The following is a 20,828-nucleotide window of genomic DNA, read 5'->3' on the forward strand; positions in this document are numbered from 1 at the left end:
AAGACATCGCATGAAAACCTACCAAATCGCCACCATCCCCGGAGACGGCATCGGCAAGGAAGTCATTCCCGCCGGCCAACGCGTGCTGCAAGCCCTGGCGGCCCACCACCCGCACCTGCGCTTTGACTTCGAGAATTTCGGCTGGGGCGGCGACTGGTACCGCGCCCACGGCGTGATGATGCCGGCCGATGGGCTGGACGTCCTGCGCGGCAAGGACGCCATCCTGTTCGGTTCGGCTGGCGACCCCGACATCCCCGACCACATCACCCTGTGGGGCCTGCGCCTGAAGATCTGCCAGGGCTTCGACCAGTACGCCAACGTGCGACCCACGCGCATCCTGCCGGGCATTGATGCGCCCCTGAAGCGCTGCACCCCCAGGGACCTGGACTGGGTCATCGTGCGCGAAAACTCCGAGGGCGAGTACTCCGGTGTGGGCGGCCGCGTGCACCAGGGCCACCCCATCGAGGCGGCCACCGATGTGTCCATCATGACCCGCGTGGGCGTGGAGCGCATCCTGCGCTACGCCTTCCGCCTGGCGCAGTCGCGCCCCCGCAAGCTGCTCACCGTCATCACCAAGAGCAACGCGCAACGCCATGCCATGGTGATGTGGGACGAGATTGCCGCGCAGGTGTCTGCCGAGTTCCCCGATGTGCAATGGGACAAGGAACTGGTGGACGCCGCCACGGCCCGCATGGTCAACCGCCCCGCCACGCTGGACACCATCGTCGCCACCAACCTGCATGCCGACATCCTCAGCGACCTGGCTGCCGCGCTGGCGGGCAGCCTGGGCATTGCGCCCACCGGCAACATCGACCCCGAGCGCCGCTACCCCAGCATGTTCGAGCCCATCCACGGCTCGGCCTTCGACATCATGGGCAAGGGCCTGGCCAACCCCATCGGCACCTTCTGGTCAGTGGTGATGCTGCTGGAACACCTGGGCGAGGCCGGCGCGGCCCGCGCCGTGATGCAGGCCATCGAGCAGGTCACCGCCAACCCGGCCCTGCACACCCGCGACCTGGGCGGCACGGCCACCACGGCGCAGGTGACCGATGCAGTGTGCGCGCTGATCGGCAGCGCATCGGCCGCGCGCAAAGCTGCCTGACCGCGCATGCCCACGGCCCGCACAGACGGGCCGGGGCGCCGCCCGGTGAACAGAACCACAAGGCCGCGAAGGCCACGCACCCGCCGCACCACCACCCTTTAGGAGACAAACCATGCACCGCCCTACCCCCGGTCCCACCCCCATCACCCACTCGCTGCGCCGCCAGCACCTGATGGCCCTGGCAGCGGTGGCCGCAGCCGCCTGCCTACTGCCCGGCACGGCCGCCCACGCGCAGGCCTGGCCCAGCAAACCCGTCACCATCGTCGTGCCGTTTGCGGCGGGTGGCACCACCGATGTGCTGGCGCGTGCGCTGGGCGAAAAACTCAGCACGGCGCTGGGCCAGCCCGTGATCGTGGAAAACCGGGGCGGCGCGGGCGCCACCATTGGGGCCGACTACGTGGCCAAGGCCCCCGCCGACGGCTACACGCTGCTGATGGGCGCGGTGCACCACACCATTGCCACCAGCGTGTACAAAAAACTCGGCTACGACTTTCAAAAGAGCTTTGCGCCCATCACCACCGTGGCCCTGGTGCCCAACGTGCTGGCGGTGAGCGCCGCCACGCCCGCCAAGGATGTGAAGGAGCTGGTGGCGCTGATCAAGGCCACGCCCGACAGGTTCTCGTACGGCTCCAACGGCGCAGGCACCGCGCAGCACCTGATCGGCACGCAGTTCTCCACCGCCATTGGCCAGCCGCTGCTGCATGTGCCCTACAAGGGCAGCGGCCCGCTGACCACCGACCTGCTCGGCGGGCAGGTGTCGATGTCGTTCGACACCGTGACGCCCGTGCTGCCGCACATCAAGGCCGGCAAGCTGCGCGCCCTGGCCGTGACCACGGCCAAGCGGTCGTCTTCGCTGCCCGACGTGCCGACGCTGCAGGAGAGCGGCTTTGCGGGCTTTGACATCGGCACCTGGTTCGGTGTGCTGGCCCCCGCACGCACGCCTGCCGACATCGTGGCCAAACTGAACACCGAGATGGTCAAGGTGATCCAGTCGCCCGACTTCAAGAAGCGCATGCAAGACATCGGCGCCGAGCCCATCGGCAACACAGCAGCGCAAATGGCCGAGCAGATAGCGGCCGACACCGCACGTTTTGCCAAGCTGGTCGCAGAAAACAAGATATCGACCGAGTGAGCCCGGGCTGCCTGCTGGCCTGCTGGCATCACTCCATCAAGGCCACCGATTTCATCTGCACCCACAGCATGCGCCCCGGCGCGACACCCAGCGACGCGGCCGATCGTTTGGTCAACCGGGCCAGCAGCATGGCGTCACCCACGCGCACGCGCACCAGCGCAAGGCCGGGGTGCTGGTCGTCTCCCACGGCGTCGACGCAGCCGCGCAACACGTTCTGGATGCTGCTGCTGCCCGGCTCTTGCGCCAGGCTCACATCCCGCGCCAGAACCCGCACCCGAACGCTGCGGCCCACGGGCAGGCCCTGGTCGCGCACCCACAGGCTGCCCCCCGAAAAATCCACGCGCGCCAGATGCCATGCATGATCGCGCTCGCCCACCGTGGCATCGAGCACAGCGCCAGCGTCTTCCCCCAGCGTGATGGGCAGATCGATGCGGGTCAGCGTTTGCGCCAGCGGCCCGCTGGCCACGACCCGGCCGCCATCCATCACCACCAGGGTATCGGCCAGCCGCGCCACTTCATGGGGTGCGTGGCTGACATACAGCACGGGGATGTCCAGTTCATCGCGCAGGCGCTCCAGGAAGGGCAGGATTTCCTGCTTGCGCTGCGGGTCGAGCGCGGCCAGCGGCTCGTCCATCAGCAGCAGGCGGGGGTTGACGGCCAATGCCCGCGCAATCCCGGCCCGCTGGCGCTCCCCCCCCGACAAGGTGTCGGGCTTGCGATCGAGCAGGTGGCCGATACCCAGCAGGGCAATGGCCTGATCGAAGCCCGCCTGCTGCATGCCCCGGCTGCGCTTCATGCCATAGCGCAGGTTGCCCATCACCGTCAGATGGGCAAACAGGCTGGCCTCCTGGAACACATAGCCAATGGGGCGCTGGTGCGCCGGAACCCAGCGGCCAGCGTCTTGCCACACGTCACCGCCCACCACCAGGCGCCCTTGCGGGGCGCGCTCCAGCCCGGCGATGCAGCGCAGCACACTCGTCTTGCCCGAGCCGGACGGACCGAACAGCGCAGTCACGCCGCGCCCCGGCAAACCCAGGTCCACGTCAAGGGAAAAGCCCGGCCACTCGCGCCGAAAACGCGCCTGGATGCCCGCCATGTCAGCCACCCCTCTTGGGTTGCGGGCGCCAGGCATACAGGGCCAGCAGCACCACAAACGAGAACACCAGCATCACCGCCGACAGCCGGTGCGCCTGCACATATTCCAGCGCTTCCACATGGTCGTAGATTTGCACCGAGGCCACGCGGGTCACGCCGGGCAGGTTGCCGCCCATCATCAGCACCACCCCGAACTCGCCCACGGTGTGGGCGAAAGTCAGCACCGAGGCCGTCAGAAAACCCGGCGCCGCCAACGGCACGGCCACGGTAAAGAAGGCATCGAGCGGCGAGGCGCGCAGCGTGGCGGCCACTTCGAGCGGCCGGTCGCCCACCGCCTCGAAAGCCGTTTGCAGCGGCTGCACCATGAAAGGCAGCGAATAGAACACCGAGGCGATGACCAGTCCACCAAAAGTGAAAGGCAGTGGCCCCAGGTTCAGTGCCTGGGTGAGTTGCCCCACCGGGCCGCTGGGCCCCATGGCCAGCAACAGGTAAAAGCCCAGCACCGAGGGCGGCAAGACCAGCGGCAAGGCCACCACGGCGCCAATCGGCCCCTTCCAGCGCGACGCGGTGCGCGCCAGCCACCAGGCAATGGGTGTCCCCACCAGCAGCAGGATCAGGGTGACCAGGCCCGCCAGGCGCACGGTCAGCCAGAGAGCCTGCAGGTCACCGTCCGTCAGCATGGCCTTGCCTCCCACGAATCACAGGACGCCCCGCCGACGCAGCCCAAGCCGTGGCCCATGCCTGCACGCACGCCAGCGCCCTACTTGCTGGCCGCATCGCCGGGGAGGACGAAACCATACCGGGTCATCACGGCACGGGCGGCCTTGCTGCCCATGTAATCGGCGAACTGCCGGGCAAGCGCGTTGTTTTCTGCCCGCCGGGTGATGATGAAACCCTGCTCCAGCGGCGCATGCAGGTCGTCTGGTATGAGCCAGTAACCGCCCTTTCTGGCCAGTTCGGGACTGGCCGCCAGGGCCAGGGCGATGATGCCCACCTGCGCATTGCCGGTCTGCACGAACTGTGCGGTGTGGGCGATGTTCTCGCCATAGACCAGTTTGGGTTCGACCTTGCCCCACAGGCCCGAAGCCCGCAGCGCTTCTTCGGCGCGCTTGCCATAGGGCGCATGCCGGGGGTTGGCGATGGCGACGCGGGCGATTTTGGCGTCGGCCAGGCTGGCCAGCGTCATCTGGCGGGCGTCCATGCCGGCACTCCACAGCACGATGCGCCCCAGGGCATAGGGCTTGACCTCGGAGGCGGCCAATCCGGCCTTGGCCAGCGCGCGCGGAAAGGCAATGTCGGCAGAAAAGTACAGGTCGTAGGGCGCGCCCTGCTGGATCTGGGTGTGGAACTTGCCTGACGAGCCGTAGATGACCTCCACCTGGCCGGCGCTGTGGGCCTGCTGGAAGGTGGTGACGATCTCGTCCATGGCGAACTTCAGATCGGCCGCAGCCGCCACGGTGATTTTCCCGGCATGGGCCGAGGCGGCAAACAGCAGGACGCCGGCAAGCAGCAAAGGGCGAAAAAAATGCATGGCCACAAGCATACGGCACGCATCCGGCCCCGCCCATCGCTGCCTTCCCAAGCAGGCCTGTCGATGCGACCAGGTCCGCCTTTAACGTATAAGCCTCTGGCGCCTATACAGCAGCCTCACAAGCTATTGTATTTATAGCAATCAGCGATGGCTCAGGCGCCTCACCGCCCAGTCACCCAGGCTTTGAATGGCCTGCACGAAGAAGATCAGCACCACCACCACGGCCAGCATGATGTCGGGCAAAAAGCGCTGGTAGCCATAGCGGATGCCCAGGTCGCCCAGGCCGCCGCCGCCAATGGCACCGGCCATGGCCGAGTAGCCGGTCAGGCTCACAAAACTGATGGTCAGGCCGGCCACGATGCCCGGCAGGGCCTCGGGCAGCAGCACCTTCCAGACGATCTGGCCGGTGGTCGCCCCCATCGACTGGGCGGCCTCGACCAGGCCGTTGTCCACTTCGCGCAGCGCGGTTTCCACCAGGCGGGCGATGAACGGTGCAGCCGCCAGCGTGAGCGGCACCACGGCAGCCGCCGTGCCGATGGACGAGCCCGTGATCAGCCGCGTGAACGGGATGATGGCCACCAGCAAGATGATGAACGGCGTGGAGCGCACGGCGTTCACGATCCAGCCCACGGTCTTGTTGAGCGGGCTGTTTTCGAGCACACCGCCCCGGTCCGTGAGACGCAGGAACACCCCCAGCGGAATGCCGATCAGGCCACCCACCACGCCCGAGATGCCCACCATCACGATGGTTTCCCACAGCGAGGTGGCAAACAGCTCCAGCATCATTTCTGAAAAATTCTCGAACATCGCTCAGCCTTCCGTTGTCACTTCTTGCACCACCACGCCTTCGCCGCGCAGCTGCGCAATGGCGGTCTGCAGCCGGGCGCCGTCGCCGCTGGCGTACACAGCCAGCGAGCCGAAGGTCTGGTCCTGGATCTCGTCGATCTGGCCGTGCAGGATGGACAGGTCCAGCCCGTGCTCGCGGATCAGGCGCGACAGAATGGGCTGGTAGGCCCGCTCGCCCGAGTACGACAGGCGCAGCAGCTGGCCTACGCCGCCCTGCAGCTGGCCCGACAGATGGCGCACATGGTCGAGCACGCTGGCGGGCAGCTCCTGCGGCACGATCTCATCGATCAGGCTCTTGGTGATGGGCTGTTGCGGGCGCGTGAACACGTCGAGCACGGGGCCCTGCTCCACGATGCGCCCGGCATCGATCACCGCCACGCGGTCGGCCACCTGCTTGATGACCTGCATCTGGTGCGTGATCAGCACCACCGTGAGGCCCAGCTCCTTGTTCACCTGGCGCAGCAGCGCCAGGATGGAACGCGTGGTTTCAGGATCAAGCGCGGACGTGGCCTCGTCGCTCAGCAGCACCTTGGGGCGGCTGGCGAGCGCACGCGCAATGCCCACGCGCTGTTTTTGTCCGCCCGAAATCTGCGCGGGGTAGCGGTCGGCCAGTGCCGACAAGCCCACGAGATCGAGCAGCGGGTTCACCCGCGCACGGATGGCCGCCTTGTCCATGCCCGCCAGTTCCAAGGGCAGCGCGGCGTTGTCGAACACCGTGCGCGACGACAGCAGGTTGAAGTGCTGGAACACCATGCCGATGTCGCGGCGCGCGGCGCGCAGATCGGCGTCATTGAGTTGCGTGAGGTCGCGGCCTGCCACGATCACCTCACCCCGGGTGGGCCGGTTGAGCAGGTTGATCACCCGCACCAGAGAGCTTTTGCCCGCACCGCTGCGGCCGATGATGCCGAACACTTCGCCCGGCGTGATGTGCAGGTCGATGCCGCGCAGGGCCTCGACCGGGCCTTGTGGGCCCGGATAAATCTGGGTGATACCCCGTAAATCGATCATGAAATGACATTGCGCCGCGAGGGCCTGGGGCCACCGCAGCGCAAGAAGTTGGAGGGAGGCTGAACTGTAATCAAAAAATATAAACCATCAAAATATCAAAAAATAAAGTAATAAGACCATCTGGTTATTTGGCCACGCGGCACCGTCATTGGCACATGTCCCGGAAGATCCCGGCAGGGGTGGGAGCCCTCACGCCGGCCGGTGGTGGGCCTGCAGTCCGCGCGCAACCAACGCGCCGAGGGCCAGCACCCCCAACGCGGCACCGGTGAACACCGCTGCCAGCCAACCCCGGTCCACGCTGGTCGCCGCCACCACCACGCCCGTGGATTGCCCCAGAAACAGCAGGCAGGCAAACAGCGTGACGGCAGTGCCCCGCGCCTGCGGCGCCATCTGCGTTGCTTGCGTCTGCAAAGTGTTGTGCAGCATGTAAAAGCCCAGCCCCGCCAGGAAGCAACCCAGCACGGCCCAGGCCACCACGGGTGCCCACGCCAGCAACAGCAGGCCGCTGGCAATGAGCGCTGATCCCGCCAGCGCCAGTCCCGTCTCACCCAGCCAGGCCAGCCAGCGCCGCGCAAACACGCTGTACAGCAGGCCACCCACCCCATACAGCACCATCACGCCCCCTGCGGTCGAGGCTGACAAGCCAAAACCTCCCGTCAGGCGGGCGGGCACAAAGGCCAGCGTGCCGAAGGCCAGGGCGCCTTCGATGGCCACCACGGTCAGCACCCAGCGCACGCGCGGCATGCGCAGCAGCTGGACCACCCCTGCCAGGTAGGCGAGCAGTGAAAACGCGGGGGCGTCCGCATTCACCGCAGAGGCCGCCGCAAGCCCCGCGCGGGCATGGCGAAACAGCAGCACCGCAGCCGTCAGAAACAGCATGGCCAGCACGGCAAACGCGGTCCGCCAGCCGAAGTTCTCGGTGGCAAAGCCCCCAAACCACTGGCCGGTCATCATCCCGGTAACGGTGGCGCCCATGAGCCGCGCCAGGGTTTCCTGCCGCTGCGCATAGGGCACCTGGTCGCCTATCCAGGCCATCGACAACGGAATGATGCCCGCCGCCGCTGCCCCCATGGCAGCGCGGGAAACCACCAGTACCGCCAGGCTGGGCGCCAGCGCCGTGACGGCACTGAACAGCGCACAGGCCGCCGTGGCGCCCATGATCACCTGCACCTTGCCCAGCCGATCACCCAGCGGGCCATACACCAGTTGCAGGACGCCATAGGCCACGGCGAATGCCGCGATCACGGCGGATGCATCGCCGGTTGTCGCCTGAAACTCGTGCGACAGCGCAATCAGCATGGGGTCACACACGCGCATCGACGCCATGCTGGAAAAGGCCGCCAAGCCCATCAGGCGCAGCATCATGGGAGAAGGGGTCATGTCGCCCATTGTCGAGTGGCAGGCCGCAAGCTGCTATCGCACCGCCGGATTCCCTGCACCCTGAGCTGATCCGAACCCTCATCGCCCGTTGCAGAAACTATCAAAACAATAGCTCCCTGCGCTTGATGCATCAGCGCCAATGGCCAAAACAGGCAAAGATCCCTCACACCCAGCGCCATCATTCGTGTGCAGATACGCGTGCTTGAAAAATTGACAGGAAGTAACCTTTGGACCACTGGAGTGGTGTGCAATCAGACCGTCAGCGAAATCCCAGGACCAAGGACTTGCCATGCCAGTCGCATATCTCAGACAACTCGCCTTGGCGCTGGAACGCAGGAAAAACGCCGTGCGAGTCACCCACCCCTACCAGCTCGCCCTGGTCCAGTGGCTGTGGTCCCGAGGCTACATCGAGGCCAAGATTTCTGCGATGGCAGCGTCCTCAAGAGCGGCAGTCGAGGTGCTCTGCATCACGGGACTTGGGCGACAGTTGATCGGCCCTCAGGCATGACAAACCTGCACCGCAGCGACGGCAAGGGCAGCATCACCATGCCATTCGCCACGACACAGGCGGGACGGACGGGTCCCCACCGTTTTTGCAAGAAACTGAATAACAAAATAGGCCCCTGTATTGCTACAGGGGCCTATTGAATTTGGTGGGACGTGCGGGGGTCGAACCCACGACAAACGGATTAAAAGTCCGCTGCTCTACCAACTGAGCTAACGTCCCAATTGCAGCAATAGTTTTATCGACTGCTGCAAAGCCTTGAATTATAGCGTGATTTTTTTGACCTACCTGGAATCGGTGGCCAGTTTGTCAAGCACCCATCCTGCAGCGCACTGGCCAAAGGTTGCCGTCACGGCCACGACAGAACCGTAACCATGGCAATTCAGGCTGCCATCCCCCTCCACCGCGCAGGACGCATCGGGCGCGGCCACGGCCTCGCGGCTGAATACACAGGTGATACCCATCTTGCGTGCTTCACGCGGGGCCTGGTGGTGTTTGCGCAACCGGTAGCGCAATTGCGCCAGCAACGGGTCGTGCGTTGTGGCACTGAGATCTTCAATATCGATCTTGTGCGCATGCCGCTTGCCTCCCGCGGCACCCACGCTCACAAAAAGCGTTCCCGTATCGCGTGCCCAGGCTGCCATCGCTGTTTTGGCCTTGATCTGGTCGCAGGCGTCAATCACTGCGTCGATCGGCCCTGCCAGCAAGTTCGGCCAGTTCTCCGGCGTGACGAAATCATCGACGCACAACACCTCGCAATGGGGATTGATGAGCGCAATGCGCTCCTGCATAGCCAGCACCTTGGCCTGGCCCACCGTCGTGGTCAGCGCATGAATCTGCCGATTGATGTTGGATTCGGCGACATGGTCGAGATCAACCAGGGTGATGCGCCCCACGCCGCTGCGTGCCAGGGCTTCGGCTGCCCACGAACCAACGCCGCCGATACCCACCACGACCACATGGGACTGCGCGATACGTGCAGCGCCGGCAACGCCGTAGAGGCGCTCGAGCCCGCCAAAACGGCGCTGCTGGTCCACATCGGAGCCCGCGTCGTCCGCCACGGAAGCGACGACGGCGGGCACGCTCACTGCCGTCATTTGAGGCGCGACAACCGCTCTTTCGCGGCCACGGCGGCTTCGGATTGGGGATAGGCCCGCAGCAGATCTTCCAGGGTCTTGCGGGCCGCGCGGGTTTCCTTCAATTCGATCTGGCAGTTGGCAATCGACAAGGCCGCTTCGGGGGCACGCGCGTGACCTGGCGAGCCGGACATCAACAACCTGAAGTTGCCGATGGCCTCCTTGTACTCACGCGCTGCATACTGCGCATTGCCCAGCCAAAACCGCGCCGAAGGCACGTAACCGCTGCGCGGGTACTGGCGGACAAAGCCAGCAAAAGCCGTATTGGCTTCTGCGAATTTGCCCGTTCGGAAGATTGCCAGCGCGGCCTCGAAATCACGTTTTTCGGCGGCATCGGCCTGGAACTCCAGTCCATCCACCGTCACTTTCACGGGCTCAAACTGGCGCAAGCGCTCATCGACACCTTGCGCCATGTCTTTCTGGCGACGCTGCAGTTCCCCCACATCGCGCAACAGCTGCTCGTTCTGTCCACGCAACGTGGCCTGCTCCACGCGCAACGTTTCAATCTGCGTCTGCAGATCCAGCAAGCTGCGCCTCTGTTGGGAGTTGTCATCACCCGATTTGCGAAGATCGTCTGCGGACCGCTGGTTGGCCAGCTGCAGCGCATCCACCCGCTGCCGCAATTCAAGGATGGCACGCCGTGCCTCGTCATCCTCAAACAGCGCAGCGTGGCTGGTGGAAGCAAAGGCACACGACAGCACCAGCGCCAGCAGCGCTGCCGGCATGGGAAACGTTGCTGCGCGCATCAACGGTAGGACAGTTCGGCGCGGCGATTTTGCGCGTGCACATCTTCACTGTTACCGTGCGCCGCCGGCTTTTCCTTGCCAAAACTCACGGCTTCCACCTGGTTGTCGGAAACGCCCAGCAAACCGAGCGAGCGGCGCACAGCCTCTGCACGCTTTTGGCCCAGGGCCAGGTTGTACTCGCGACCACCGCGCTCGTCGGTGTGGCCCTCCACCATGACCTTGCGGTTGCCACTGGACTTGATGAAACGGGCGTGGGCCTCGATCAGTGACTGGAATTCTGGCTTGATGACATAGCTGTCGTAGTCAAAGTACACCAGGCGGCTGACGCCTACCGGGCCAGCCGCGTCGCGTGCGGATTGCCCCAGATTGACACCTGCCACACCGGCCTGTCCGGCATTGGCCCCGCCACTGCCACCTGTGGTGGGGACTGCCGTCTTGTCTTCAACGGGAACGTCGTCGAGCTTGACACCCGAACTACAACCCGCCATGAGGGCGGCAACGGTAATGGCGAGGGAAATGCGTTTGATCATCCAAAATTCTCCTGCAAGCTTGGTATAAAAATGTGCCAAAAGGTTCACTGCTTCTGAAACGGACCCCAATCGGGTTCGCGAATGTCGCCGCCCTGCCCTGCGAGCCGTGCCTTGATCTTTCCATCGAGGGTACTGGTCATGAGGGCTTCCCGGCCTTGATGCTGCGTTGCGTAAACGATCAGGCGGCTGTTCGGGGCAAAGCTGGGGTTTTCATCGGCACTGGTATCGGTAATGGCCGAAACAGCACCCGATGACAGATCCATCACATGCAGCTTGAACGCCCCATTGATGCGGGAGATGTAAGCAAGCCAGCGGCCGTCCGGGCTGATGCTGGGCGAAATGTTGTAGGTGCCTGTAAAGGTCACGCGCTGGGCGTTGCCGCCAGTGGTGGGCACTTTGTAGATCTGGGGGGCACCGCCGCGGTCACTCACAAAATAAATGCTGCGGCCGTCGCTGGAAAACACGGGCTCCGTATCAATGCCGGCACTTTGCATCAATCGGCGAGGCTCACCACCATTGGAATCGATGGTGTAGAGCTGGGAGGCCCCGTCCCGGCTCAGGGTGACAGCCAGGGTGCGACCATCCGGTGCCCAGGCAGGCGCGCTGTTGGAGCCGCGAAAATTGGCAATGAGCCGGCGCCGGCCCGTTGCCACGTCGTGCACATACACCACGGGTTTGCGCGACTCGAACGACACATAGGCAATCTGCCCGCCATTGGGCGCCCAGGCCGGGGAAATGATCGGCTCGGGGCTGGACAAGGCGGACTGCGCATTCTCGCCGTCAGCATCGGCCACCCAGAGGCTGTAGCGCGTGCCCGCCTTGGTGACATACACGATGCGTGTCGAGAAAACACCGCGCTCGCCGGTCAGTTTTTCATAGATGAAGTCGGCAATGCGATGCGCCACCAGGCGCAGATCGCCTTGGCTGACCACAAAACTCTGGCCCCCGAGGTCTTGGCCGCGCACCACATCCCACAGGCGAAAGCGCACGTCGAAACGCCCGTCTGCAAGCCGTGTCACGCTTCCGGTGGCGAGGGAGTCAGCACTCTTTTGCCGCCACAGGGCCACATCGGGGCGCGAGGTCTCATCCAGCGCAACGCCGGATGCATCCACCGCGCGAAATTGCCCGCTGCGCTCCAGGTCGGCCTGAACAATGGCTGCGATCTTCTGCGGGGATTGCGCCTCGCCACGAAACGGGGCGATGGCCACTGGCAGCTGGGTCAGGCCAACGCCCGTGACCTCGACACGAAATTGCGCCAGTGCGGGCAAGGCGGGGGTGGAAATCAACGCGGCCATCAGGTGGCGGCGCAGGGGTTGCGGCAAGGCCGCGGAGAGCATGGAATGAGGTGTGCGATCAGTGGTCATTGGCAGCCAGCGGAAACCGAACGAAAGCCGGTGGACAGGCGCCAATGTTACACACCATCGACGCCCCCCTGTGACAAACTGTGCAATGGGTACGCGGCGAAACGTAGAATCCGCCCCACATGCAAGCCACCGATACGAATGCCCAGGCGGATCCCGCCGCGCCTTCACCCCCACCCAGCCTGCGCGCCCGACTGGCGCGGCTCTCGACCTATTTCGGGCACCATCGCCTCGCCTGGATCGTTGCCATTGTGGCCACCCTGGTGGGCGCCGCGACCGAACCGCTCATTCCCGCCTTGCTGCAACCGCTGCTCGACCGTGGCTTCACCCAGGGCACGCTGCAACTGTGGATGGTGCCGCTTGCAATCATGGGTGTTTTTCTGGTGCGGGGGCTGGCACAGTTCGTGGCCCAGTATGCGCTGGCGCGCATTGCCAACGAAGGCATGCTGGCGCTGCGCCAGGCGCTGTTCGATCGTGTACTGGCAGCAGAGATGGCCCTTTTCAGCCGCCAGTCGGCCAGCGCGCTCTCCAACACCGTGGTGTACGAGGTGCAGTCAGGCTCCACCCTGCTGGTGCAGGCATTGATGGGCCTGTCGCGCGACGGCTTCACGCTCATCGCCCTGCTGGGTTACCTGCTTTACCTGAACTGGCAACTCACGCTGATTGTGGCCGTGGTGGTTCCCGGTGTCGCCTGGATCATGAAGACCCTGTCGCGACGCCTGTACAGCCTGACCAAAAGCAGCCAGCAGGCAACAGACGAGCTGGCCTATGTGGTGGAAGAAAACGTCCTGGCGCATCGGATGGTGCGCCTGCACGGCGCGCAAGCGGGCCAGGCAGAGCGCTTTGGCCACCTGAGCCGGAGCCTGCGCCGGCTGGCCATCAAATCGACCATTGCGTCGTCCTCCATGACACCGCTGACCCAGTTGCTGGCCGCCGCCGCGCTCTCGACGGTGATCTGCATCGCCCTGTGGCAAAGCCGGGGCGCGGCAGACACCCGCGAGGTGACGGTGGGCGGCTTTGTCTCGTTCATCACCGCCATGCTCATGCTGATTGCGCCCATCCGCCGGCTGGCCGATGTGGCCAACCCGATCACCCGCGGCCTGGCGGCGCTGGAACGCGGCCTTGCGCTGCTCAGCGATGCGGTGGCGGAAACCGGCGGCCATTACACCGCCGAGCGCGCAAAAGGCGCCCTGACCCTGCAGGACGTGACCGTGTCTTTTGGCCCGGAGCATGCCCTCGCCCTGGACCGCGTAAACCTGTCCGTGCAACCGGGGGAAATCGTGGCCCTGGTCGGCCCCTCGGGTGCCGGCAAGACCACCCTGGTGAACCTTCTGCCCCGATTCGTGAGCCCTTCTGCCGGGCAGATACTGCTGGACGGCCACCCCTTGGCCGAATGGCGCCTGGATGCACTGCGTGCGCAATTCGCCATGGTCAGCCAGGATGTGGTGATGTTCAACGACACCATTGCCACCAACGTGGCCTTGGGCAGCTCCGTGGATGAACAACGGGTACACGAATGCCTTGCGGCTGCGAACCTGACAGAGCATGTGGCCGCGCTTCCCCAGGGCATCCACACCGTGGTGGGCCACAATGCCACCCAGCTCTCCGGCGGTCAGCGCCAGCGCCTGGCCATCGCGCGGGCCTTGTACAAGGATGCCCCCATCCTCATCCTGGACGAGGCCACCTCCGCGCTGGATACCGAGTCAGAGCGACTGGTGCAGGAGGCCTTGCAACGGCTCATGCACGGGCGCACCACACTGGTCATTGCCCACCGCCTGTCCACCATCGAACATGCAGACCGCGTGGTGGTGATGGAGCGGGGCCGCATTGCAGAGCAAGGTACGCACAGCGCCTTGATGGCCAGCGGCGGGCTCTATTCCCGACTGCAGAATCGCCCGGCCGCCGGTTAGCGCCGGCGCACTCGGCCGTCCGTTACCACTTGCCGCGGTTCGGCTGGCGGCGTCGAGTGGCAGCGGCAATGGCCTCGGCCGCGTCCCTGCGATCGACCCGCAGGGCAAAGTCACTGGCAGTCAGCCCCAGCTGGTTCTTCAGTGCAGGGTCTGCGCCCTCGTCCAGCAACAGTTGCAGCGCTTCCCTCGTGCCGTACTGCGCGGCCATCATCAGGGGCGTGGAACCATTGGGCGACGCGGCATCGATGTAGGCATGGTGCTCCAGCAGCAAGGCGATGATGGCCGTGTGCTCGGGCGTGGTGCCCGACGCTGCATAGTGCAGGGCTGTCCAGCCCGGCTTGTTCACGTCGGCATCCCGCGCAATCAGTGCCTTGACCGCATCGATGTTGCCCTTGATGGCTGCCAGCATCAGCGGGCTTTCGTCCTGCGCGTTGCGTGCTTCCACATTCAACTGCCGTGCGCCCATCAGCGCCGCAAAGGCATTGCGGGAATCCAGCTGCAATGCCATCGACAAACCCGCCTGCCCCTTGGGGTCGCGCGTGTTCGGGTCAAAGCCCCTGCGCAGCAGCGCTGAAATAGTGGCGCCATCGTCGCGCAAAATGGCCGTGAAGAAATCGTCGTACGAACCGGCATGCGCCATCGCACTCGCAGCCACCAGCGCCAGGGCCAGCACGGAACGGCGTTGCAGGCTCATGCCACGACTCCTTTGAACAATGCCTCGAAATTGCGGCTGGTGGCCTGCGCCACCGCCTCCAGCGCAATGCCCCGCGTCTGGGCGATCTGCTGGGCCACCAGGGGCACATACGAGGGATTGTTGGTCTTGCCCCGGTACGGCACGGGCGCCAGGTAGGGGCTGTCGGTCTCGATCAGCATGCGATCGAGCGGAACATAGGCCGCCACGTCGCGCAGGTCCTGCGCGCTCTTGAACGTGACGATGCCCGAGAACGAGATGTAGTAGCCCAGATCCAGCGCGGCACGCGCCACCTGCATCGACTCGGTGAAGCAGTGGAACACGCCACCCGCCAGATTGCCCGCACCGTCCTCACCCTCTTCGCGCAATATCGCCAGGGTGTCACCCGAGGCGCTGCGGGTGTGGATCACCAGGGGCTTGCCGCAGGCCCGCGCGGCGCGGATATGGGTGCGAAAGCGCTCGCGCTGCCATTCCAGGTCGGCAATGCTGCGGCCGCCCTTGCGGTCTTCCATGCCGTAATAGTCCAGGCCCGTCTCGCCAATGGCCACCACGCGGGGCAGCGCGGCGCAGCGGAGCAGGTCTTGCACCGAGGGCTCGGTCACGCCCTCGTTGTCGGGGTGCACGCCCACGGTGCTCCAGAAATTGTCATGCGCCAGCGCCAGCGCATGCACACCATCGAACTCTTCCATGGTGGTGCAGATGCACAAGGCCCGATCCACCTGGGCATCGGCCATGGCCTGGCGAATGGCGGGCAACTGGCTGAGCAGTTCCGTAAAAGTGAGGTGACAGTGCGAATCGGTAAACATGCGGTCTTGAAACAACAAAGCCGACCTGCCAGCGCGGGTCGGCACAGGATCACCAACGCAATCAGATGGTCTGCGTAGGGCGCTCAGAACCCAGGGCTGTGCCCAGCAGCCCCTCGATCTTGGCCTTGAGCTGGCGCGATTTCTCGTCCTTGGGGAACTGGATGCCAATCCCCTGTGTGCGGTTGCCCGCTGCGCGCGGCGGGGTGACCCACGCCACGCGGCCGGCCACGGGATAGCGCTGGGTATCTTCAGGCAGCGTCAGCAGCACATAGACATCGTCACCCAGCTTGTAGTCGCGCGGTGTGGGAACAAAAATGCCCCCTTCCACAAAAAAGGGAATATAGGCCGCGTACAAAGCCGCCTTTTCCTTGATGGCCAGCTGCATGACACTGGGACGGGGCGCGGTGGATGGACTGGTCATGGTGATGGGTGCGACTTCAGTGCCTTGAGTGTAGGGTGTTTCGCGCCTGGGCCACAAGCGCCTCCAGCATGAGGCCGGCGTTGAACGGATGGTCCGCCGTGCGCGCTTCCTCGGCAAGGGCGCGGGACCAGCGCGTGAGGGCTCCCAGCGGGGGCGGCTTGGGCAGATCGCCCGGCGCGAAATAGCGCGGTGACGCACCCATGCTGGCGACCAGCAGGTCATGGCACAGTTTCTGGAGGGCGTCAATCGCCTGGGCGGGTGTCCAGTCGCCCAGCACCGCCACATCGCCCCGCGCAATGCCCTGGGGCAGCGCCGCCCAGGCCTGCGGGCTACGGCCAGAGCGGGCCAGCGCCAGGGCGTCATCAGGGCGGCCACCGGCCGCACGCAAATGCGCTGCTGCGGCCGCTGGCTCCACCCCCTGCCCTGCAAGCCACTGCAGCATGTCGGCCTCGGCGGGCCAGACCATGGTGTGCCCCAGGCAGCGGCTGCGGATCGTGGGCAGCAGCTGGTGCGCGGCTTCGCTGGCCAGCACAAAGCGCACATCGCCGGGTGGCTCTTCCAGCGTCTTGAGCAGCGCGTTGGCCGTGATGTGGTTCATCTGCTCGGCCGGATACACCAGCACCGCCTTGCCGCGCCCACGGGCCGAGGTGCGCTGCGCAAACTCCACTGCATCGCGCATGGCCTCGACGCGGATCTCGCGGCTGGGCTTGCGCTTTTTGTCGTCGATGTCGGCCTGGGCCTTTTCCGACAGGGGCCAGCCCAGCGCCATCATCTGCGCCTCGGGCATCAGCACGCACAGATCGGCATGGGTGCGCACATCGATGGCGTGGCAGCTGCCACAGTGGCCGCAGGCCCCCTGGGCAGTCGGCGCATCGCAGAGCCAGGCGCGAACCAGTTCCATCCCGAGAGCGAACTGCCCCAATCCGGATGGCCCCTGCAGCAACCAGGCATGGCCGCGCTGGGACAACAGCCTGGTGCGTTGCGCAGCGATCCAGGGCGCCAATGCCACGGCCGGCTCGCTCATTGCGGCCCTCCCTGGCTGGCCACCATGATCGCCAGCCAGCCCTTGCGCACGAACACGCTGGTGAGCTGCTGCCACACGCGGTGGCGCTCCTGTGCCGCATCCAGATGCGCAAAGCGCTGGGGCGCGGCGGCAGCGCGGTCGGCATACCCCTGGGCCACGCGGCGGAAGAATTCCACGGGCTGGGCCTCGAAACGGTCGGGCACACGCGCACCGGCCAGCCGCTGGGCCGCCACCTCGGGGGCCAGGTCGAACCACACCGTCAGGTCAGGTTCGCGCATCAAATCGGCGTCTGGCGCAAGCCCGGTCTGCGCAAGGCGCTCCAATGTGGACAGCACCCCCAGGTCAAAGCCGCGCCCCGCGCCCTGGTAGGCAAAGGTGGCGTCGGTGAACCGGTCGCACAGCACCACCTCGCCCCGCGCCAGCGCGGGCTCGATGACGTTGCGCAGGTGGTCGCGCCGGGCGGCGAAGATCAGCAGGGACTCGGTGAGCGCATCCATGGAGTCGTTCAGCACCATCTCGCGCAGCTTTTCGGCCAGCGGGGTGCCGCCCGGCTCGCGGCTCACGGTGACCGTGCGGCCCTGGGAGCGGAACGCGGCGGCCAGGCCCTCGATGTGCGAGGACTTGCCTGCGCCGTCGATGCCTTCAAACGTGATGAACAGACCGGGTCGTGACATGGGAACCTTGGTTGAATCGGGACAGGCTGGCGGGCAAAAACAGCAGTGCAGAGGCCGTTCACTGCCCCCGCTGGTAGCGGTTGACGGCACGGTTGTGCTCCTCCAGCGAGGCGCTGAAGTGGCTGCTGCCATCGCCCTTGGCCACAAAGTACAGGGCGCGCGTGGCGTCGGGCTGCACGGCGGCCAGCAGCGAGGCCTTGCCCGGCATGGCGATCGGCGTGGGCGGCAGGCCCGCGCGGGTGTAGGTGTTCCAGGGCGTGTCGGCCTGCAGGTCCCGCTTGCGCAGGTTGCCGTCAAACTTCTCGCCCAGCCCGTAGATCACGGTGGGGTCGGTCTGCAGCAGCATGCCTGCCCGCAGGCGGTTGGCGAACACGCCGGCGATCTGGCCCCGGTCGCTGGCCCGACCGGTTTCCTTTTCCACGATGCTGGCCAGGATCAGCGCCTGGTCTGCCGACTGCAGGGGCGTGTCGGCCGCGCGCTGCGCCCAGGCGGCTTCGAGGCGGCGGTCCATGGCGTGCAGCGCCCGGCGCAGCAGGGCGAGGTCGCTCGACCCCTTGGCATAGGTGTAGGTATCGGGAAAGAAGCGCCCCTCGGGATGCACGCCCGGGCGGCCCAGCTGCGCCATCAGCGCCTCGTCGGTCAGGGTGGCAGAGTCGGGCCTGAGCTGGTCTTCCCGGGCCAGAGCCTGGCGTACCTGGCGCCAGTTCCAGCCCTCCACCAGCGTGAGTGCGCGCAGTGCCTCTTCGCCGCGGGCCAGTTTTTGCAGCAGGCCGATGGGGGTGGTGCCCGGCGGAATTTCGTAGTTACCGGCCTTGATGGCGCGGTCCTGCCCCGACACGCGGAACCAGGCGTACAGCAGGCGGGCATCCACGCGCGCCCCGGTAGCCACCACATCGCGGGCCACGCCCCTTGGTGTCGTGCCAGGCTCGATGGCCAGCTCCAGCGTCTCGCCGGCTGCAACGATGGGCTGGTGCAGCCACCAGTAGGCAGCCCCCCCCGATACGATCAGAACCAACGCGATCAAAACCAGTAAACGTCGCACAACCCTGCTGCCTGTATGAATGGGAGCGGGCATCATAATTCAGCGATGACCTACTCGTTGAACGGCATTGCCCCCCTGTCCCACCTCGGCGTGATTCGCGTGGAAGGCGAAGACGCTGCCAAATTTCTCCACGGCCAGCTCACCCAGGATTTCGCCCTGCTCGGCATGGACCAGGCCCGCCTGGCCGCCTTTTTGTCGGCCAAGGGCCGCATGCAGGCCAGCTTTATCGGCTTCAAGCGCAGTGCCACCGAGGTGCTGCTGGTCTGCAGCCGCGACCTGCTGCCCGCCACGCTCAAGCGCCTGTCGATGTTCGTGCTGCGCGCCAAGGCCAAATTGACCGATGCCACCGCCGACTTCGCGCTGTATGGCGTGGCCGGGGAATCTATCCATTCAGTAGCTTTTGGCGCACAACCTGCCTGGTGCAAAACCGGCATTGGCTCTGCAACCGTGGTGCACCTGTACCCCGCAGACGGCGCCCCCCGTGCATTGTGGGTGGCACCGGCCTCCGATGCAGCCCCCGCAGGTCCCGCCCTCGACCCCGCGCTATGGTTGTGGAGCGAGGTGCGCAGCGGCGTGGCCACGCTGACCACACCGGTGGTGGAAGCCTTTGTGCCCCAGATGCTCAACTACGAATCGGTGGGCGGCGTGAACTTCAAGAAGGGCTGTTACCCCGGGCAGGAGGTGGTGGCACGCAGCCAGTTCCGGGGCACGCTCAAGCGGCGCGCCTATGTGGCGCATGCGACGGCCGAAGTGGCAGTGGGATCCGAAGTGTTCAGCACGGCGGACCTGGAGCAGCCCTGCGGTACCGTGGTGCAGGTGGCACCCGCCCCCGGCGGCGGCTTCGATGTCATCGTGTCACTGCAGATCACGGCCGCGCAAGAGGGCGGCCTGCAGGTGGGCGCAGCGGGCGGCGTGGCGCTGTCGCTGCTGCCCCTGCCCTACGCGCTGCTTGAAGATATTTGAATTCAAATGGGCTTCAGCGCTTATGCATCAAGCGCTGGAAGCTCTTTATTCAATAGCAAATCCCTACCATTGCCGCAGCATGGCGATGTGCGCAATGCCCGCTTCCTCATACGGCTCACCCACCACGGAGAAGCCGGCGCGGCGGTAAAAGCCTTCGGCACTGCGCTGGGCGTGCAGCTGCACCTCGCTGTCGCCCCGGGCGCGCGCGGCCTTGACCAGCGCATCCAGCAACTGCCGCCCCCACTGCATGCCGCGCACCGAGCGGTCCACCGCCATGCGGCCGATGCGGCCCACGCCCGGCGCCTGCTGCAGCAGGCGGCCGGCGGCAATGGGCATGCCCAGCCGGTTGTAGAGCACGGCATGGCGGGCCGAGATGTCCTGCACATCGGCCTCGATCTCGGCGGGGATGCCCTGCTCATGCACGAACACCGCGGTGCGCACACGGCCCGCGTCGCGGCCCAGGGTGTTCCAGTCGCCGGTGCGCACCTCGGCCATGTCGGCACCCGCCTCAAAATCCTCGAAGATGGCGCGCAGCGCGGGTGGCACCGGGCGCGAGGTCTGCGTCGCGGGGTCGGCAAACACATAGACCAGCTCGCCCGACACCAGCAGCCGGTCGCCGCTGAAGATGCCCGCCTCGAAAAGGCTCGACGAATTGCCCACCCGCGCACAGCGCAGGCCCACATCCAGCGTGTCATCCAGCCGCGCCGAGGCGTGGTATTCGAGCGTGGCCTTCTTCACATACATCTCGCCGCCCAGGGCCAGCATGCTCGCCTCGTAGGGCATCGCCAGCGCGCGCCAGTAGTCGCTCATGGCGGTGTCGATGTACATGAGGTAGTGTGCGTTGAACACGATCTTTTGCATGTCCACCTCGGCCCAGCGCACGCGCAGGCGGTGGAAACAACGGAAATCACTGCGTTGCATGGGT

At 65.8% G+C, this 20,828-nt stretch carries 21 protein-coding genes and 1 tRNA gene; 4 read left to right on the plus strand and 18 right to left on the minus strand.

All coding sequences use genetic code 11. The features are described 5' to 3' along the window. The first annotated feature begins 10 nt into the window (after positions 1–10). Both K225_RS0103935 and K225_RS0103940 read left to right on the plus strand, forming a co-directional pair. On the plus strand, positions 11–1,102 hold the full coding sequence (locus tag K225_RS0103935) for a tartrate dehydrogenase (protein WP_026435199.1): 1,092 nt from the start codon (positions 11–13) through the stop codon (positions 1,100–1,102). A gap of 172 nt (positions 1,103–1,274) precedes the next feature. Continuing rightward, a complete protein-coding gene (locus tag K225_RS0103940) occupies positions 1,275–2,234 on the plus strand; it encodes a tripartite tricarboxylate transporter substrate binding protein (protein WP_034711754.1) in 960 nt (319 codons plus the stop codon). A gap of 28 nt (positions 2,235–2,262) precedes the next feature. Here the strand turns inward: K225_RS0103940 and modC are convergent, their stop codons facing one another. The 11 genes from modC to tolB form a co-directional block, all read right to left on the minus strand. Continuing rightward, positions 2,263–3,330 carry a molybdenum ABC transporter ATP-binding protein gene (gene modC, locus K225_RS0103945; protein WP_026435201.1) on the minus strand — a complete coding sequence of 356 codons (1,068 nt, stop codon included), beginning with the start codon at positions 3,328–3,330 and terminating at the stop codon, positions 2,263–2,265. A 1-nt stretch (position 3,331) separates the two neighbouring features. Then, entirely contained in the window at positions 3,332–4,009 is a 678-nt protein-coding gene (modB, locus tag K225_RS0103950; protein WP_026435202.1) for a molybdate ABC transporter permease subunit, read from the minus strand. Positions 4,010–4,089: 80 nt separating this feature from the next. Then, positions 4,090–4,860 (minus strand): molybdate ABC transporter substrate-binding protein, encoded by a 771-nt coding sequence (gene modA, locus K225_RS0103955; RefSeq protein WP_026435203.1) that lies wholly within the window; start codon positions 4,858–4,860, stop codon positions 4,090–4,092. Between the two features lie 141 nt (positions 4,861–5,001). Further along, positions 5,002–5,667 carry a methionine ABC transporter permease gene (locus K225_RS0103960; protein WP_026435204.1) on the minus strand — a complete coding sequence of 222 codons (666 nt, stop codon included), beginning with the start codon at positions 5,665–5,667 and terminating at the stop codon, positions 5,002–5,004. 3 nt (positions 5,668–5,670) lie between these two features. Beyond that, complete coding sequence (locus tag K225_RS0103965) at positions 5,671–6,714, minus strand: methionine ABC transporter ATP-binding protein (protein ID WP_026435205.1); 1,044 nt, start codon at positions 6,712–6,714, stop codon at positions 5,671–5,673. Between the two features lie 189 nt (positions 6,715–6,903). Next, on the minus strand, positions 6,904–8,094 hold the full coding sequence (locus K225_RS0103970) for an MFS transporter (RefSeq protein WP_034711756.1): 1,191 nt from the start codon (positions 8,092–8,094) through the stop codon (positions 6,904–6,906). A gap of 651 nt (positions 8,095–8,745) precedes the next feature. Next, positions 8,746–8,821: transfer RNA gene (locus K225_RS0103980), tRNA-Lys, on the minus strand. Between the two features lie 62 nt (positions 8,822–8,883). Next, complete coding sequence (locus K225_RS0103985) at positions 8,884–9,696, minus strand: ThiF family adenylyltransferase (protein WP_051248655.1); 813 nt, start codon at positions 9,694–9,696, stop codon at positions 8,884–8,886. Continuing rightward, positions 9,693–10,481: a tol-pal system protein YbgF gene (ybgF, locus tag K225_RS0103990; protein ID WP_026435209.1), complete on the minus strand. Its 789-nt coding sequence runs from the start codon at positions 10,479–10,481 to the stop codon at positions 9,693–9,695. Before ybgF ends, K225_RS0103985 begins: the two co-directional genes overlap by 4 nt. Next, positions 10,481–11,011, minus strand: a complete 531-nt coding sequence (gene pal, locus K225_RS0103995; RefSeq protein ID WP_026435210.1) for a peptidoglycan-associated lipoprotein Pal — start codon at positions 11,009–11,011, stop codon at positions 10,481–10,483. The genes ybgF and pal overlap by 1 nt, the downstream gene beginning before the upstream one ends. A 44-nt stretch (positions 11,012–11,055) precedes the next feature. Then, entirely contained in the window at positions 11,056–12,375 is a 1,320-nt protein-coding gene (gene tolB / locus K225_RS0104000; RefSeq protein ID WP_026435211.1) for a Tol-Pal system beta propeller repeat protein TolB, read from the minus strand. A gap of 119 nt (positions 12,376–12,494) precedes the next feature. Between tolB and msbA the strand changes: the two genes are divergently transcribed. After that, a complete protein-coding gene (gene msbA / locus K225_RS0104005) occupies positions 12,495–14,282 on the plus strand; it encodes a lipid A export permease/ATP-binding protein MsbA (RefSeq protein WP_026435212.1) in 1,788 nt (595 codons plus the stop codon). Positions 14,283–14,304: 22 nt separating this feature from the next. Here the strand turns inward: msbA and K225_RS0104010 are convergent, their stop codons facing one another. The 6 genes from K225_RS0104010 to mltG all read right to left on the minus strand — a co-directional run bounded on the left by K225_RS0104010 (position 14,305) and on the right by mltG (position 18,940). Next, positions 14,305–14,976, minus strand: a complete 672-nt coding sequence (locus tag K225_RS0104010) for an ankyrin repeat domain-containing protein (protein WP_026435213.1) — start codon at positions 14,974–14,976, stop codon at positions 14,305–14,307. Beyond that, positions 14,973–15,779, minus strand: coding sequence for a TatD family hydrolase (locus K225_RS0104015; protein ID WP_026435214.1), 807 nt, complete (start codon positions 15,777–15,779; stop codon positions 14,973–14,975). Before K225_RS0104015 ends, K225_RS0104010 begins: the two co-directional genes overlap by 4 nt. A 61-nt stretch (positions 15,780–15,840) precedes the next feature. Next, positions 15,841–16,200, minus strand: coding sequence for a PilZ domain-containing protein (locus K225_RS0104020; RefSeq protein ID WP_026435215.1), 360 nt, complete (start codon positions 16,198–16,200; stop codon positions 15,841–15,843). 16 nt (positions 16,201–16,216) lie between these two features. Further along, positions 16,217–17,224 carry a DNA polymerase gene (locus K225_RS0104025; RefSeq protein WP_026435216.1) on the minus strand — a complete coding sequence of 336 codons (1,008 nt, stop codon included), beginning with the start codon at positions 17,222–17,224 and terminating at the stop codon, positions 16,217–16,219. Beyond that, on the minus strand, positions 17,221–17,898 hold the full coding sequence (tmk, locus tag K225_RS0104030; protein ID WP_026435217.1) for a dTMP kinase: 678 nt from the start codon (positions 17,896–17,898) through the stop codon (positions 17,221–17,223). The genes K225_RS0104025 and tmk overlap by 4 nt, the downstream gene beginning before the upstream one ends. A gap of 58 nt (positions 17,899–17,956) precedes the next feature. Continuing rightward, a complete protein-coding gene (gene mltG, locus K225_RS0104035) occupies positions 17,957–18,940 on the minus strand; it encodes an endolytic transglycosylase MltG (protein WP_026435218.1) in 984 nt (327 codons plus the stop codon). A 45-nt stretch (positions 18,941–18,985) separates the two neighbouring features. Here mltG and K225_RS0104040 point away from each other — a divergent pair, with 45 nt between their 5' ends. Further along, the gene (locus tag K225_RS0104040) at positions 18,986–19,903 is read left to right on the plus strand and encodes a folate-binding protein YgfZ (protein WP_026435219.1); all 918 of its coding nucleotides are present in this window, start codon (positions 18,986–18,988) and stop codon (positions 19,901–19,903) included. 63 nt (positions 19,904–19,966) lie between these two features. On the opposite strand, the gene K225_RS0104045 is transcribed toward K225_RS0104040, so the two are convergent. Then, positions 19,967–20,824 (minus strand): YbgC/FadM family acyl-CoA thioesterase, encoded by an 858-nt coding sequence (locus K225_RS0104045; RefSeq protein WP_026435220.1) that lies wholly within the window; start codon positions 20,822–20,824, stop codon positions 19,967–19,969. Positions 20,825–20,828: the final 4 nt, after the last annotated feature.

The organism is Acidovorax sp. JHL-9, from assembly GCF_000426205.1.
In the GTDB taxonomy this organism is placed as follows: Bacteria; Pseudomonadota; Gammaproteobacteria; order Burkholderiales; family Burkholderiaceae_C; genus Acidovorax; species Acidovorax soli.